This window comes from Pseudomonas sp. MYb327 (genome assembly GCF_040438925.1).
GTDB lineage: Bacteria > Pseudomonadota > Gammaproteobacteria > Pseudomonadales > Pseudomonadaceae > Aquipseudomonas.
In genome coordinates this window covers 5,759,067-5,773,673 of sequence record NZ_CP159258.1, presented here as the reverse complement: position 1 = coordinate 5,773,673, position 14,607 = coordinate 5,759,067, and the positions used below count along the sequence as shown (strand labels likewise).

The following is a 14,607-nucleotide window of genomic DNA, read 5'->3' as shown; positions in this document are numbered from 1 at the left end:
CAGATATTTTCATATCTGCCTTGTTATATGGAGCTCTTGAGCGGATTTGAACCGCTGACCTCACCCTTACCAAGGGTGTGCTCTACCAACTGAGCTACAAGAGCGCAACACTGCGCAAAACCTGCAAACGTGGAGCGGGTAGCGGGAATCGAACCCGCATCATCAGCTTGGAAGGCTGAGGTTCTACCACTAAACTATACCCGCGAGGCTTGCAGCTCTCGCTAAAAATGGTGGAGGGGGAAGGATTCGAACCTTCGAAGTCGTAGACGTCAGATTTACAGTCTGATCCCTTTGGCCGCTCGGGAACCCCTCCTAAGCGAGCCGGCATTCTACATCATGCCAGCCTTCTGTCAAGCATTTTTCTCATTAAAAACCTGAGCTTAGCTGCATTGACCTTGCCTCACACCGCTAACCGTTTCAGGTCTTCGCTGTGGAGCGGGCGCCATTCTATGCAAACTATTCGATGGGTGCAACCCCCTCGCAAGGCATTATTTTATGTTTTAACTCATTGAATTCTTTAGAAAGGTTTATCAACTGCAAATCGTCCAGCCAACGCCTGCTTTCCGGGGCCACGCGCACCCAGTAGCCGCCCGATTCAGAGCCGCCCTTGGGCAACGACTGAAATTTTACATCCATGCCAGTCAATCGGCGCTCAAGCCCCCGAGCTACATCTTGCCTCGCTAAACCACCCACATAAAGGCAACCGGCATCAATCTGGGCAGCTTTGGCTTTTTCCTTAGTTGAATCAGGCGCCTCGCTCAACAGGCGAATATCCTGCTGGGAACCCCGATACAAACTTAAAGGCGTCACGTCTTTCGCGCGCAACGGAGCTTCCTGCTGATGCCAGATGTAATAAAAAACGTTGAGAACCAGCAGAAGCAAAAACAACCAACGCATAAGGACCTCAAGACAAAGGGCACGCCATAGCCAAACCAATGAATACCAGGTCCGGAACCACCCTCGCCTGCGGCACGATGCCTGAAACCAGAGCGGCGTCGCCGCCGGTAAGGAACACCGCGAAATCGTCACTCCAGTAGCTGCGCGCAAGCTCCAGCTGAGTTATCACAAAGCCCTGAAGCATCAGAAGGCAGCCTCGCTCGACCGCCTCGACAGTCGTACGACCCGGAACTAGACTTTCCAGCGCGCGCTCGGCCGCGAGATCACCGTAACGAATCTTGCGAGTATGCGTACGCAGCTGATTGCGCATCAACGGCATACCAGGACAGATGAAACCTCCCAGGTGCTCGCCATCCCTAGCAACGAAGTCAGCGGTAACAGCGGTGCCGAAATCAAGCACAAGGCAGGCACCGCCAGCGAGATGAAAACCACCAAGCATCGCGAGCCAGCGATCCAACCCCAGGCGCTCGAATTCCTCATAACCATTGCGCACGCCAGACATTTCCTGCGCCGGGATCGCACAGATTGCCGAAATACTGAAGGACGCCCTCAGCAAATCGGTTAGTTCAGCTGTTTCTGCAGCAGTCCGAACGCTCACCAATCGACAAAACTTCAGAGCAAGGCCTTTTAGCCCATTCAAGCCATCCAGCAACGCTCGATCCGAATCGACTACGCCTTCACCAAGCACCGAATGAGCATTCGCCTCAAGCACGCGCCACTTAATAAAACTATTACCGCAATCGAGCTCAAGAATCATCGCGCAACCTCAGACTCAGCTCGCCACCACTGAACACTTTTTCCACACCATCCACCTTCATGCGCAAGGCTCCTTGACCATCGATGCCTAGCACCTCACCGTCTATTTGGCTAACGCCGGCGATCAATGACACCGGACGCCCCTGCCACAGATGATTTTGCTCCCACTCTGACTGGATTGCCGAAAATCCGCTCACTTGATGGCGCTCCAGGTACTTCTGCAGCGTCAGTCCAAGCTCCGCGACCAGCTTATTGCGATCGAACATCTTGCCGGACTCCAGCCGCATGGAAGTCCACTGCTGATCCACCTCATCGGTTAGCTGCATGTTTACATTGATTCCGACACCCAGCACCACATGGCACACATCAGCGGGATCACCTACCAACTCAAGGAGAATTCCGGCAATCTTCTTCTGGCCCACCAAAACGTCGTTAGGCCACTTCAATCCAGCTGCAGAGACACCGTGCCCACGTAGCGTTTGCATGACAGCAAGCCCCACAACAAGACTCAACCCCTCCAGCTGACGCATCCCACCGTCTATGCGCAGCACCAGACTGTAATAGATGTTTTCTGCAAATGGACTCGCCCATCTCCTCCCACGCCTCCCGCGACCCGCCGTCTGGCGCTCGGCAACCACGATAAAGGGCGAGGGCTGGCCATAATTTATGGCACGCAGTGCTTCTGCATTTGTGGAGTCTATCGAGTCAAAAACCAGGGCAGGCCAATTACAGGATGGCGCTAGGCGGCCTATCTCCTGCGGATCCAGCAACATCAAGGGCGCCGCCAATTGATAGCCCCGCCCCCTCACCTTGTGAATGGACAACCCAAGTTCAGCCTCAAGCTGCTGGAGTTGCTTCCAGACAGCACTGCGACTGACGCCCAGGGCAGCGCCCAGCGCCTGACCCGAATGGAATCGGCCATCTTTAAGAAGTTTTAACAACGTCAGCATGCAAGTCTCGCCTCACAATGAGGCCCGCATGATAGCTACGCCCCGGACAGTTGCATAGAAAACCGGAGAGTCAGTTTTTCCTGCGGACAAAACAAAACCCCAACTGCTTTCGCAATTGGGGTTTCGGAATTTAATCTTGACGATGACCTACTCTCACATGGGGAAACCCCACACTACCATCGGCGATGCATCGTTTCACTGCTGAGTTCGGGATGGGATCAGGTGGTTCCAATGCTCTATGGTCGTCAAGAAATTCGGGTACTGAGTCGTGACCAGATGGCCTCGCTTCAGCAAATTGGGTATGTGACAGCGGTCGGTGTTTTGTAAGCGTCGAACTTTCGGTTCGTTTCGTCTTCACACACCGCAATCTGGTCTCGTTCGTCTTTTCAACGAGGAGGATCAAATTGCTTGGGTGTTATATGGTCAAGCCTCACGGGCAATTAGTATTGGTTAGCTCAACGCCTCACAGCGCTTACACACCCAACCTATCAACGTCGTAGTCTTCGACGGCCCTTCAGGGGACTCAAGGTCCCAGTGAGATCTCATCTTGAGGCTAGTTTCCCGCTTAGATGCTTTCAGCGGTTATCTATTCCGAACATAGCTACCCGGCAATGCCACTGGCGTGACAACCGGAACACCAGAGGTTCGTCCACTCCGGTCCTCTCGTACTAGGAGCAGCCCCTCTCAAATCTCAAACGTCCACGGCAGATAGGGACCGAACTGTCTCACGACGTTCTAAACCCAGCTCGCGTACCACTTTAAATGGCGAACAGCCATACCCTTGGGACCGGCTTCAGCCCCAGGATGTGATGAGCCGACATCGAGGTGCCAAACACCGCCGTCGATATGAACTCTTGGGCGGTATCAGCCTGTTATCCCCGGAGTACCTTTTATCCGTTGAGCGATGGCCCTTCCATACAGAACCACCGGATCACTAAGACCTACTTTCGTACCTGCTCGACGTGTCTGTCTCGCAGTCAAGCGCGCTTTTGCCTTTATACTCTACGACCGATTTCCGACCGGTCTGAGCGCACCTTCGTACTCCTCCGTTACTCTTTAGGAGGAGACCGCCCCAGTCAAACTACCCACCATACACTGTCCTCGATCCGGATAACGGACCTGAGTTAGAACCTCAAAGTTGCCAGGGTGGTATTTCAAGGATGGCTCCACGCGAACTGGCGTCCACGCTTCAAAGCCTCCCACCTATCCTACACAAGCAAATTCAAAGTCCAGTGCAAAGCTATAGTAAAGGTTCACGGGGTCTTTCCGTCTAGCCGCGGATACACTGCATCTTCACAGCGATTTCAATTTCACTGAGTCTCGGGTGGAGACAGCGCCGCCATCGTTACGCCATTCGTGCAGGTCGGAACTTACCCGACAAGGAATTTCGCTACCTTAGGACCGTTATAGTTACGGCCGCCGTTTACCGGGGCTTCGATCAAGAGCTTCGCGTTAGCTAACCCCATCAATTAACCTTCCGGCACCGGGCAGGCGTCACACCCTATACGTCCACTTTCGTGTTTGCAGAGTGCTGTGTTTTTAATAAACAGTCGCAGCGGCCTGGTATCTTCGACCGGCGTGGGCTTACGCAGTAAATGCTTCACCCTCACCGGCGCACCTTCTCCCGAAGTTACGGTGCCATTTTGCCTAGTTCCTTCACCCGAGTTCTCTCAAGCGCCTTGGTATTCTCTACCCAACCACCTGTGTCGGTTTGGGGTACGGTTCCTGGTTACCTGAAGCTTAGAAGCTTTTCTTGGAAGCATGGCATCAACCACTTCGTCACCCAAAGGGTAACTCGTCATCAGCTCTCGGCCTTAGAATCCCGGATTTACCTAAGATTCCAGCCTACCACCTTAAACTTGGACAACCAACGCCAAGCTGGCCTAGCCTTCTCCGTCCCTCCATCGCAATAACCAGAAGTACAGGAATATTAACCTGTTTTCCATCGACTACGCTTTTCAGCCTCGCCTTAGGGACCGACTAACCCTGCGTCGATTAACGTTGCGCAGGAAACCTTGGTCTTTCGGCGTGGGTGTTTTTCACACCCATTGTCGTTACTCATGTCAGCATTCGCACTTCTGATACCTCCAGCAAGCTTCTCAACTCACCTTCACAGGCTTACAGAACGCTCCTCTACCGCATCACCTAAGTGATACCCGTAGCTTCGGTGTATGGTTTGAGCCCCGTTACATCTTCCGCGCAGGCCGACTCGACTAGTGAGCTATTACGCTTTCTTTAAAGGGTGGCTGCTTCTAAGCCAACCTCCTAGCTGTCTAAGCCTTCCCACATCGTTTCCCACTTAACCATAACTTTGGGACCTTAGCTGACGGTCTGGGTTGTTTCCCTTTTCACGACGGACGTTAGCACCCGCCGTGTGTCTCCCATGCTCGGCACTTGTAGGTATTCGGAGTTTGCATCGGTTTGGTAAGTCGGGATGACCCCCTAGCCGAAACAGTGCTCTACCCCCTACAGTGATACATGAGGCGCTACCTAAATAGCTTTCGAGGAGAACCAGCTATCTCCGAGCTTGATTAGCCTTTCACTCCGATCCACAGGTCATCCGCTAACTTTTCAACGGTAGTCGGTTCGGTCCTCCAGTCAGTGTTACCTAACCTTCAACCTGCCCATGGATAGATCGCCCGGTTTCGGGTCTATTCCCAGCGACTAGACGCCCTATTAAGACTCGCTTTCGCTACGCCTCCCCTATTCGGTTAAGCTCGCCACTGAAAATAAGTCGCTGACCCATTATACAAAAGGTACGCAGTCACCCAACAAAGTGGGCTCCCACTGCTTGTACGCATACGGTTTCAGGATCTATTTCACTCCCCTCTCCGGGGTTCTTTTCGCCTTTCCCTCACGGTACTAGTTCACTATCGGTCAGTCAGTAGTATTTAGCCTTGGAGGATGGTCCCCCCATATTCAGACAAAGTTTCTCGTGCTCCGTCCTACTCGATTTCATGACTAAGAGATTTTCGCGTACAGGGCTATCACCCACTATGGCCGCACTTTCCAGAGCGTTCCGCTAATCTCAAAGCCACTTAAGGGCTAGTCCCCGTTCGCTCGCCACTACTAAGGGAATCTCGGTTGATTTCTTTTCCTCAGGGTACTTAGATGTTTCAGTTCCCCTGGTTCGCCTCTTGCACCTATGTATTCAGTACAAGATAACCATCTTATGATGGCTGGGTTCCCCCATTCAGACATCTCCGGATCAAAGTCTGTTTGCCGACTCCCCGAAGCTTTTCGCAGGCTACCACGTCTTTCATCGCCTCTGACTGCCAAGGCATCCACCGTATGCGCTTCTTCACTTGACCATATAACCCCAAGCAATCTGGTTATACTGTGAAGACGACATTCGCCGAAAATTCGAATTTCTCAACTAAGAGAACTCACAAATTTTACCTTAGCCTGATCCGTTACCAGTGAAAGTAACGTCCAGTCTATCTTTCTATCACATACCCAAATTTTTAAAGAACGAACTAGTCAAAGACTAGAAATCAACATTCATCATCACAGCGATGGAATGCTCATTTCTAAGCTTTCTTACTAACAGAAGCAGTAGTGGTGGAGCCAAACGGGATCGAACCGTTGACCTCCTGCGTGCAAGGCAGGCGCTCTCCCAGCTGAGCTATGGCCCCGTATTTCTACAGGCGTTTCCCACACAAAATTGGTGGGTCTGGGCAGATTCGAACTGCCGACCTCACCCTTATCAGGGGTGCGCTCTAACCAACTGAGCTACAGACCCAATTTCGGGCTGCTTCTTTCGTCTTCTTCAATGAATCAAGCAATTCGTGTGGGAGCTCATGGAGCAGCTGAGTCGTCGATTAAGGAGGTGATCCAGCCGCAGGTTCCCCTACGGCTACCTTGTTACGACTTCACCCCAGTCATGAATCACACCGTGGTAACCGTCCTCCCGAAGGTTAGACTAGCTACTTCTGGTGCAACCCACTCCCATGGTGTGACGGGCGGTGTGTACAAGGCCCGGGAACGTATTCACCGCGACATTCTGATTCGCGATTACTAGCGATTCCGACTTCACGCAGTCGAGTTGCAGACTGCGATCCGGACTACGATCGGTTTTATGGGATTAGCTCCACCTCGCGGCTTGGCAACCCTCTGTACCGACCATTGTAGCACGTGTGTAGCCCAGGCCGTAAGGGCCATGATGACTTGACGTCATCCCCACCTTCCTCCGGTTTGTCACCGGCAGTCTCCTTAGAGTGCCCACCATAACGTGCTGGTAACTAAGGACAAGGGTTGCGCTCGTTACGGGACTTAACCCAACATCTCACGACACGAGCTGACGACAGCCATGCAGCACCTGTCTCAATGTTCCCGAAGGCACCAATCCATCTCTGGAAAGTTCATTGGATGTCAAGGCCTGGTAAGGTTCTTCGCGTTGCTTCGAATTAAACCACATGCTCCACCGCTTGTGCGGGCCCCCGTCAATTCATTTGAGTTTTAACCTTGCGGCCGTACTCCCCAGGCGGTCAACTTAATGCGTTAGCTGCGCCACTAAGAGCTCAAGGCTCCCAACGGCTAGTTGACATCGTTTACGGCGTGGACTACCAGGGTATCTAATCCTGTTTGCTCCCCACGCTTTCGCACCTCAGTGTCAGTATCAGTCCAGGTGGTCGCCTTCGCCACTGGTGTTCCTTCCTATATCTACGCATTTCACCGCTACACAGGAAATTCCACCACCCTCTACCATACTCTAGCTCGTCAGTTTTGAATGCAGTTCCCAGGTTGAGCCCGGGGCTTTCACATCCAACTTAACGAACCACCTACGCGCGCTTTACGCCCAGTAATTCCGATTAACGCTTGCACCCTCTGTATTACCGCGGCTGCTGGCACAGAGTTAGCCGGTGCTTATTCTGTCGGTAACGTCAAAACAGCAAAGTATTAATTTACTGCCCTTCCTCCCAACTTAAAGTGCTTTACAATCCGAAGACCTTCTTCACACACGCGGCATGGCTGGATCAGGCTTTCGCCCATTGTCCAATATTCCCCACTGCTGCCTCCCGTAGGAGTCTGGACCGTGTCTCAGTTCCAGTGTGACTGATCATCCTCTCAGACCAGTTACGGATCGTCGCCTTGGTGAGCCATTACCTCACCAACTAGCTAATCCGACCTAGGCTCATCTGATAGCGCAAGGCCCGAAGGTCCCCTGCTTTCTCCCGTAGGACGTATGCGGTATTAGCGTTCCTTTCGAAACGTTGTCCCCCACTACCAGGCAGATTCCTAGGCATTACTCACCCGTCCGCCGCTGAATCAGAGAGCAAGCTCTCTTCATCCGCTCGACTTGCATGTGTTAGGCCTGCCGCCAGCGTTCAATCTGAGCCATGATCAAACTCTTCAGTTCAAACATCTTTGGGTTTTGAGAAAACCCTAAACTTGGCTCAGCAATCGTTGGTTACATCTTTGATTTCTCGCGGAGTAACTTGTGATGCTGATAATCTGTTGACTAGCAGTCTGACTCCACAAGCACCCACACGAATTGCTTGATTCAGTTGTTAAAGAGCGGTTGGTTAAGAGCTTTCGCCTCAACCGAGGCGCGCATTCTACAGCAGCCTCATTTGCTGTCAAGTGATTATTTTCAGAAGTTTTCAAGGAATCCTTAACAACTTCAACCACTTGCGCTGTCGATCTCTCGTCAGCGGGAGGCGAATTCTACAGCGTTACACGCTGCTGTCAACACCTCTTTTTCAACTTCCTTTTGGCTTCGATGACCTGAAGCAACCTGCTGCCGAAAACTGCCTAACTCATTGTTTACCAAGGAGTTTTCCGTTTCTACTGCGCCGGAAGTGGGGCGAATTATAGGCTTCTAAAATTCGCCGTCAACCCCTTATTTCAGGTTTATTCGGATTTGAGCGTAATACGCGCAAATGCCTTCTTCCCTGCCTGGCAAACATGGGTAGCGCCCAGCACATATATAAAGGAGCGATCGACAACCTCACCATCTATACGCACACCACCAGAACCGAGCAGATCCCGAGCCACAGCCGAGTTCTTCACAAGGCCCGCCTTATTAAGAACAGCAGCGATCGGCATATCTTCAGTAGCAGTCAAATAAATCTCAGGCAGATCGTCTGGCAGCTCGCCGTCCTTCATGCGATTACCCGCCGCACGATGAGCGTTAGCCGCAGCCTCTTCACCATGGAAACGAGCAACAATCTCTTCAGCCAGCTTGATCTTGATGTCACGCGGATTAGCACCCGCCTCTACGTCAGCGCGGAACGCATTGATCTCATCCATGGAGCGGAAGCTGAGCAGCTCGAAGTAACGCCACATCAGAGCATCCGGAATGGAGACCAGTTTGCTGTACATCACGCCCGGAGCTTCCTGGATACCGACGTAGTTGCCCAACGACTTGGACATCTTCTTCACGCCATCCAGACCTTCTAGCAACGGCATGGTCAGAATGCATTGAGCTTCCTGACCATAACCACGCTGAAGCTCACGCCCCATTAGCAGGTTGAACTTCTGATCGGTACCACCCAACTCGACATCTGCGCGCAAGGCAACCGAGTCGTAGCCCTGTACCAGCGGATAGAGGAACTCGTGAATGGCGATTGGCTGATTGGTTGTGTAGCGCTTGTCGAAGTCATCGCGCTCGAGCATGCGGGCCACGGTGTACTGCGAAGTCAGGCGAATGAAGTCGGCCGGCCCCATCTGATCCATCCAAGTGGAGTTAAATGCCACTTCGGTCTTGGTCGGATCGAGAATTTTGAAAACCTGAGTTTTGTAGGTCTCAGCGTTTTCGAGAACCTGCTCACGAGTCAACGGAGGCCGCGTCGCGCTCTTGCCGCTCGGATCGCCGATCATCCCGGTGAAGTCGCCAATCAAGAAGATTACCTGGTGACCCAACTCCTGGAACTGACGCAGCTTATTAATAAGCACGGTATGACCCAAGTGCAAATCCGGGGCGGTCGGGTCAAAGCCGGCCTTAATACGCAGCGGCTGGCCACGCTTGAGCTTTTCGATCAGCTCGGACTCGACCAACAGTTCTTCCGCACCACGTTTAATCAGCGCTAGCTGCTCTTCAACCGACTTCATAACAGACCCGCAAGGCTCGAATTCAAAGGGGACCAACCATACAAGATCACGCGTCAAATACAAAGTTTGGCCGGCGCAATGACGCCAATCCGCCGGCAGAGTGTCCGCGGACTTGCTTCAGGGAGGATTTGGTTATATTTTATACAGTTATTTCATCTTCATCATGTCATTCATCTTTTCCAATTCCTTTTTCAAAGTCAAAACACTACTTATGACCAAAGAATCGTCTAAAGCGCCTCCGCTTTACCCGAAGACCCACCTGCTCGCAGCGAGTGGCATTGCTGCCCTCCTGAGCCTGGCGCTTCTGGTATTCCCTTCCAGTGATGTTGAAGCAAAAAAAACGACCCTGAGTCTTGAACTGGAAAGCCCTGCTGAACAACTGACACAAGATCAAGACGCTGCTGAGGCTGTCCAAGCCACAAATGAGCCAGCTGCTTCTCCATTCGCGCAGATCGACAACAGCGCAGTAGACACTCAGGAAACCGCTCAAGCCACACCAGCACTAACACCTGCACCGGCCACTGAAGAAAAGAAGGCGCCAAACCACAGGGAAGTGGCCGTCGCCAAGGGCGATACCCTCTCCACACTCTTCGAGAAAGTCGGTCTTCCAGCCATTTCTGTGCATGAAGTGTTGGCCAGCGACAAGCAGGCCAAGCAGTTCAGCCAGCTCAAGCACGGGCAGAAACTCGAATTCGAACTGAGTCCCGACGGCCAGTTGACCAATCTGCACAGCAAGGTCAGCGACGTCGAAACCATCACTCTGACCAAGAATGACAAGGGCTATACGTTCAACCGCATTACCGCCAAGCCGACCATTCGCTCCGCTTATGTTCATGGCGTGATCAACAGCTCGTTGTCGCAGTCCGCCGCTCGCGCCGGCCTGTCGCACAGCCTGACCATGGACATGGCCAGCGTATTTGGCTATGACGTCGACTTCGCCCAGGACATCCGCCAAGGTGACGAGTTTGACGTGATCTATGAGCAAAAAGTCGTCAATGGCAAAGCGGTCGGCAACGGCCCGATCCTGTCCGCACGTTTCACCAATCGTGGCAAGACGTACACCGCAGTGCGTTACACCAACAAACAAGGCAACAGCAGTTACTACACCGCTGACGGAAACAGCATGCGCAAGGCATTCATCCGTACTCCGGTGGATTTCGCTCGAATCAGCTCGAAGTTTTCCATGGGCCGCAAACACCCGATCCTGAACAAGATCCGCGCCCACAAAGGCGTTGACTACGCAGCACCACGCGGCACGCCAATCAAGGCTGCCGGTGACGGCAAGGTTTTGCTGGCCGGGCGTCGGGGCGGTTACGGCAACACTGTGATCATCCAGCATGGCAGCACATACCGCACGCTGTATGGCCACATGCAGGGTTTCGCCAAAGGCGTGCAGACCGGTAGCAACGTCAAGCAAGGCCAGGTGATCGGTTATATCGGCACAACCGGCCTTTCCACCGGTCCGCACTTGCACTACGAGTTCCAGGTCAACGGCGTTCACGTCGACCCACTGGGCCAGAAAGTGGCGATGGCCGATCCGATTTCCAAGGCCGAACGCGCTCGTTTCCTCGCACAGAGTCAGCCGCTTATGGCGCGCATGGATCAAGAAAAATCCACCATGCTGGCTTCGAAGCGCTAGCCATGGCGCTCTATATCGGTGTGATGTCCGGGACCAGCCTTGATGGCCTGGACATCGCGCTAGTCGAGATAGCTCCGGCGATCAGGTTGATCGCCACACATTACATCCCCATGCCCGAATCCCTGCGCGCCGAGCTGCTTGGCTTGTGCGCCAGCGGTCCGGACGAGATTGCCCGCTCCGCCATCGCCCAGCAAAACTGGGTGAAATTGGCCGCACAGGGCATTCATACCCTTCTTGATCAACAGCACCTCAAAGCCGAAGACATTTGCGCGATTGGCAGTCATGGCCAGACCATTCGCCATGAACCGGCACGCGGGTTCACAGTGCAGATTGGCAATCCGGCACTGCTGACCGAGCTGACTGGCATCACCGTGGTCAGTGACTTCCGCAGTCGCGACGTCGCCGCCGGTGGGCAAGGCGCTCCGCTGGTCCCAGCCTTCCACGAAGCCTTGTTTGAAGAGCGCACCGGCAACCGTGCCGTTCTGAACGTTGGTGGCTTCAGCAACCTCAGCCTGATCGAACCAGGCCAACCGGTTGCGGGCTTCGACTGCGGTCCGGGAAATGTGTTGCTGGACGCATGGATTCACCAGGTACGCGGCGACAACTTTGATCGTGACGGCCAATGGGCCGCCAGCGGCAAGGTTGAACCAGCCCTGCTGAAAGAACTGCTCAGCGATCCATTCTTCGTCACTAAAGGCCCGAAGAGTACCGGCCGGGAAGTGTTCAACCTGCCATGGCTGACGCAACACCTGGCACAGCTACCCCGCTTCGCTGCCGAAAATGTGCAGGCAACGCTGCTGGAGCTGACCGCACTGACCATCGTCGAATCGCTACAAAGCGCCCAATCTGACACTCGAGAACTGCTCGTCTGCGGCGGCGGCGCGCACAATGCCACGCTAATGAAGCGCTTGAGCGACTTATTGCCGAACGCGAAAGTCAGCAGCACAGCGACGTACGGCGTAGACCCCGACTGGGTCGAAGCCATGGCCTTCGCCTGGCTGGCCCATTGCTGCCTCGAAGGTATCGCAGCCAATCGCCCGAGCGTTACTGGCGCCCGCGGCTTGCGCGTACTCGGCGCCATCTACCCCGCCTGAATCCGCCAGACAGCAAAACGCCGCAGAGCTCGAAAGCCATGCGGCGTTTTGTTGTATGGACTCGCTGATCAGATCGAGAACGAAGAACCGCACCCACAGGTGGTGGTCGCATTCGGGTTCTTGATGACGAAACGCGAACCTTCCAAACCTTCCTGATAATCCACCTCGGCACCCGCCAGGTACTGGAAGCTCATCGGATCAACTACCAGACTCACACCTTCGCGCTCGACGATGGTGTCGTCATCGGCCACTTCTTCATCGAAGGTGAAGCCGTACTGAAAACCTGAACAACCGCCGCCCGTAACAAATACGCGCAGCTTCAAGCGATCATTCCCCTCTTCATCGACCAGGCTCTTCACCTTGTGCGCGGCACCGTGGGTGAATTGCAAAGCCGTGGGGGTGAAGGATTCGACGCTCATGCTGACTATCTCCCGGCGTTACGCCGTCATATTGCGTGATGACGCGCATTATCCGCTTCTCCTAGAAAAGCGGTCAACTATTGTTATGGTATATCAACCAATCCAATCGCCGACCCGGAATGCAAAAAGGCCCGTTCGACGGGCCTTTTTGCTGTGCGCGATGACGCCTTATGGAAGCATGCCGGCGTGGGACAGACCCAGGCGCTCATCCAGACCAAACAGGATGTTCATATTCTGCACCGCTTGACCCGAAGCACCTTTGACCAGGTTATCGATTACCGACAGCACCACCACCAGATCCCCATCCTGCGGACGATGCACCGCGATACGGCACACGTTGGCGCCACGCACGCTGCGGGTTTCCGGGTGGCTGCCGGCAGGCATGACGTCGACGAACGGTTCGTTGGCGTAACGCTTTTCAAACAACGCCTGCAGATCCACCGAGCGATCCACAACGGTCGCATACAGCGTGGAGTGAATGCCACGGATCATCGGCGTCAGGTGCGGAACGAAAGTCAGGCCGACATCCTTACCCGCTGCGCGACACAGACCCTGGCGAATTTCCGGCAAGTGACGGTGACCTTTCACGGCGTACGCCTTCATGCTTTCCGACGTCTCGGAGTACAGCGAACCTACAGCAGCGCCACGACCGGCTCCGCTGACACCGGATTTGCAATCCGCAATCAAGACCTTGGTATCCGCAAGACCGGCTTCAAGCAAAGGCAGGAAACCCAGTTGCGTAGCGGTCGGATAGCAACCCGGCACCGCAATCAGGCGCGCCTTCTTGATCTGCTCGCGATTGACTTCAGGCAGGCCGTAGACCGCTTCGTCCAGCAATTCCGGCGCACCGTGCGGCTGGCCGTACCATTTAGCCCACTCATCAGCATCTTGCAGGCGGAAGTCAGCCGACAGGTCGATGACCTTGGTCCCGGCTGCGAGCAACTCACCTGCCAGAGCGTGGGCCACACCGTGCGGCGTGGCAAAGAACACCACGTCGCAAGCGCCCAATGTCTTGATGTCTGGAACGCTAAACGCCAGGCCATCGTAGTGGCCTCGCAGGTTCGGGTACATGTCAGCCACAGCCAGGCCAGCCTCGGATCGGGAAGTGATGACCACCACTTCAGCTTGCGGATGCTGTGCCAACAGACGCAGCAGTTCGACACCTGTGTAACCCGTGCCGCCGACGATACCGACCTTGACCATAAACCTGCCCTCAACGAACCCACTGGAAAGCCGTCGATAATAGGGGCCGCGCGCCCCTGCGACAACCGTCAAGGTGACGTGCGGGCGCTCAAGCCTCTACTATTCGGGCTACCGTGAATTAGGGAATAACTAAAAATGCTTTTTCTGTGGCTCAAAGCGCTTCACATCATCAGCATCGTTTGCTGGTTTGCCGGCCTGTTCTACTTGCCGCGACTCTTCGTTTACCACGCGCAAAGCGAAGACACTGTCAGCAAAGAACGCTTCAGCATCATGGAGCGCAAGCTGTATCGCGGCATCATGGGCCCTTCGATGATCGCCACGCTGATTTTCGGCGGCTGGTTGATCAGCCTTAACCCGAGCGCCTATTTCAGCCAGGGTGGCTGGATGCACGCCAAGCTGACCCTGGTGGTCTTGCTGATCGGCTACCACCACATGTGTGGCGCCCAGGTGAAGCGTTTTGCCCGTGGCGAAAACACCCGCAGCCATGTCTTTTATCGCTGGTTCAATGAAGTGCCGGTTCTGATATTGCTGGCAATCGTAATTCTGGTCGTCGTTCGGCCGTTCTAAATCCAATAGACACCACTCACCGGGGTACT

General features: G+C 54.2%; 9 protein-coding genes, 5 tRNA genes and 3 rRNA genes. 3 read left to right on the top strand and 14 right to left on the bottom strand.

The window, feature by feature from the left end; translation table 11 throughout:
* Nucleotides 1–28: 28 nt before the first annotated feature.
* The 12 genes from ABVN21_RS26070 to tyrS form a co-directional block, all read right to left on the bottom strand.
* Nucleotides 29–104, bottom strand: a tRNA-Thr gene (locus tag ABVN21_RS26070).
* Between the two features lie 26 nt (nucleotides 105–130).
* Nucleotides 131–204: transfer RNA gene (locus tag ABVN21_RS26065), tRNA-Gly, on the bottom strand.
* Between the two features lie 24 nt (nucleotides 205–228).
* Nucleotides 229–313 (bottom strand) — tRNA-Tyr (locus tag ABVN21_RS26060).
* Between the two features lie 143 nt (nucleotides 314–456).
* A complete protein-coding gene (locus tag ABVN21_RS26055) occupies nucleotides 457–897 on the bottom strand; it encodes a hypothetical protein (RefSeq protein ID WP_339555505.1) in 441 nt (146 codons plus the stop codon).
* Between the two features lie 7 nt (nucleotides 898–904).
* Nucleotides 905–1,654 carry a pantothenate kinase gene (locus tag ABVN21_RS26050; RefSeq protein WP_339555506.1) on the bottom strand — a complete coding sequence of 250 codons (750 nt, stop codon included), beginning with the start codon at nucleotides 1,652–1,654 and terminating at the stop codon, nucleotides 905–907.
* Nucleotides 1,644–2,603, bottom strand: coding sequence for a bifunctional biotin--[acetyl-CoA-carboxylase] ligase/biotin operon repressor BirA (gene birA / locus ABVN21_RS26045; protein WP_339555507.1), 960 nt, complete (start codon nucleotides 2,601–2,603; stop codon nucleotides 1,644–1,646). The genes ABVN21_RS26050 and birA overlap by 11 nt, the downstream gene beginning before the upstream one ends.
* A gap of 134 nt (nucleotides 2,604–2,737) precedes the next feature.
* A 5S ribosomal RNA gene (gene rrf / locus ABVN21_RS26040) occupies nucleotides 2,738–2,853 on the bottom strand.
* 169 nt (nucleotides 2,854–3,022) lie between these two features.
* Nucleotides 3,023–5,914, bottom strand: a 23S ribosomal RNA gene (locus tag ABVN21_RS26035).
* A gap of 248 nt (nucleotides 5,915–6,162) precedes the next feature.
* Nucleotides 6,163–6,238 (bottom strand) — tRNA-Ala (locus ABVN21_RS26030).
* Nucleotides 6,239–6,268: 30 nt separating this feature from the next.
* Nucleotides 6,269–6,345 (bottom strand) — tRNA-Ile (locus ABVN21_RS26025).
* A gap of 80 nt (nucleotides 6,346–6,425) precedes the next feature.
* A 16S ribosomal RNA gene (locus ABVN21_RS26020) occupies nucleotides 6,426–7,962 on the bottom strand.
* Together the 16S, 23S and 5S rRNA genes with 2 tRNA genes alongside form the textbook arrangement of a ribosomal RNA operon.
* A 494-nt stretch (nucleotides 7,963–8,456) precedes the next feature.
* Nucleotides 8,457–9,656 carry a tyrosine--tRNA ligase gene (tyrS, locus tag ABVN21_RS26015; RefSeq protein WP_339554790.1) on the bottom strand — a complete coding sequence of 400 codons (1,200 nt, stop codon included), beginning with the start codon at nucleotides 9,654–9,656 and terminating at the stop codon, nucleotides 8,457–8,459.
* 211 nt (nucleotides 9,657–9,867) lie between these two features.
* Here tyrS and ABVN21_RS26010 point away from each other — a divergent pair, with 211 nt between their 5' ends.
* A complete protein-coding gene (locus tag ABVN21_RS26010; RefSeq protein WP_339554791.1) occupies nucleotides 9,868–11,295 on the top strand; it encodes a peptidoglycan DD-metalloendopeptidase family protein in 1,428 nt (475 codons plus the stop codon).
* Between the two features lie 2 nt (nucleotides 11,296–11,297).
* Nucleotides 11,298–12,389 (top strand): anhydro-N-acetylmuramic acid kinase, encoded by a 1,092-nt coding sequence (locus tag ABVN21_RS26005; RefSeq protein ID WP_339554792.1) that lies wholly within the window; start codon nucleotides 11,298–11,300, stop codon nucleotides 12,387–12,389.
* Nucleotides 12,390–12,457: 68 nt separating this feature from the next.
* Here ABVN21_RS26005 and erpA read toward each other — a convergent pair whose 3' ends face one another.
* Together erpA and argC are read right to left on the bottom strand one after the other, a co-directional pair.
* Entirely contained in the window at nucleotides 12,458–12,808 is a 351-nt protein-coding gene (erpA, locus tag ABVN21_RS26000) for an iron-sulfur cluster insertion protein ErpA (protein ID WP_007906865.1), read from the bottom strand.
* 168 nt (nucleotides 12,809–12,976) lie between these two features.
* On the bottom strand, nucleotides 12,977–14,011 hold the full coding sequence (gene argC / locus ABVN21_RS25995; RefSeq protein WP_339554793.1) for an N-acetyl-gamma-glutamyl-phosphate reductase: 1,035 nt from the start codon (nucleotides 14,009–14,011) through the stop codon (nucleotides 12,977–12,979).
* 135 nt (nucleotides 14,012–14,146) lie between these two features.
* On the opposite strand from argC, the gene hemJ reads away from it, so the two are divergent.
* Complete coding sequence (gene hemJ / locus ABVN21_RS25990) at nucleotides 14,147–14,578, top strand: protoporphyrinogen oxidase HemJ (protein WP_339554794.1); 432 nt, start codon at nucleotides 14,147–14,149, stop codon at nucleotides 14,576–14,578.
* Nucleotides 14,579–14,607 lie beyond the last annotated feature (29 nt).

Coding starts and splice junctions, on each gene's coding strand:
- hemJ (WP_339554794.1), top strand. CDS start 14,147: ATGCTTTTTCTGTGGCTCAAAGCGCTTCACATCATCAGCATCGTTTGC.
- birA (WP_339555507.1), bottom strand. CDS start 2,603: ATGCTGACGTTGTTAAAACTTCTTAAAGATGGCCGATTCCATTCGGGT.
- tyrS (WP_339554790.1), bottom strand. CDS start 9,656: ATGAAGTCGGTTGAAGAGCAGCTAGCGCTGATTAAACGTGGTGCGGAA.
- argC (WP_339554793.1), bottom strand. CDS start 14,011: ATGGTCAAGGTCGGTATCGTCGGCGGCACGGGTTACACAGGTGTCGAA.
- ABVN21_RS26050 (WP_339555506.1), bottom strand. CDS start 1,654: ATGATTCTTGAGCTCGATTGCGGTAATAGTTTTATTAAGTGGCGCGTG.
- ABVN21_RS26055 (WP_339555505.1), bottom strand. CDS start 897: ATGCGTTGGTTGTTTTTGCTTCTGCTGGTTCTCAACGTTTTTTATTAC.
- ABVN21_RS26005 (WP_339554792.1), top strand. CDS start 11,298: ATGGCGCTCTATATCGGTGTGATGTCCGGGACCAGCCTTGATGGCCTG.
- ABVN21_RS26010 (WP_339554791.1), top strand. CDS start 9,868: ATGACCAAAGAATCGTCTAAAGCGCCTCCGCTTTACCCGAAGACCCAC.
- erpA (WP_007906865.1), bottom strand. CDS start 12,808: ATGAGCGTCGAATCCTTCACCCCCACGGCTTTGCAATTCACCCACGGT.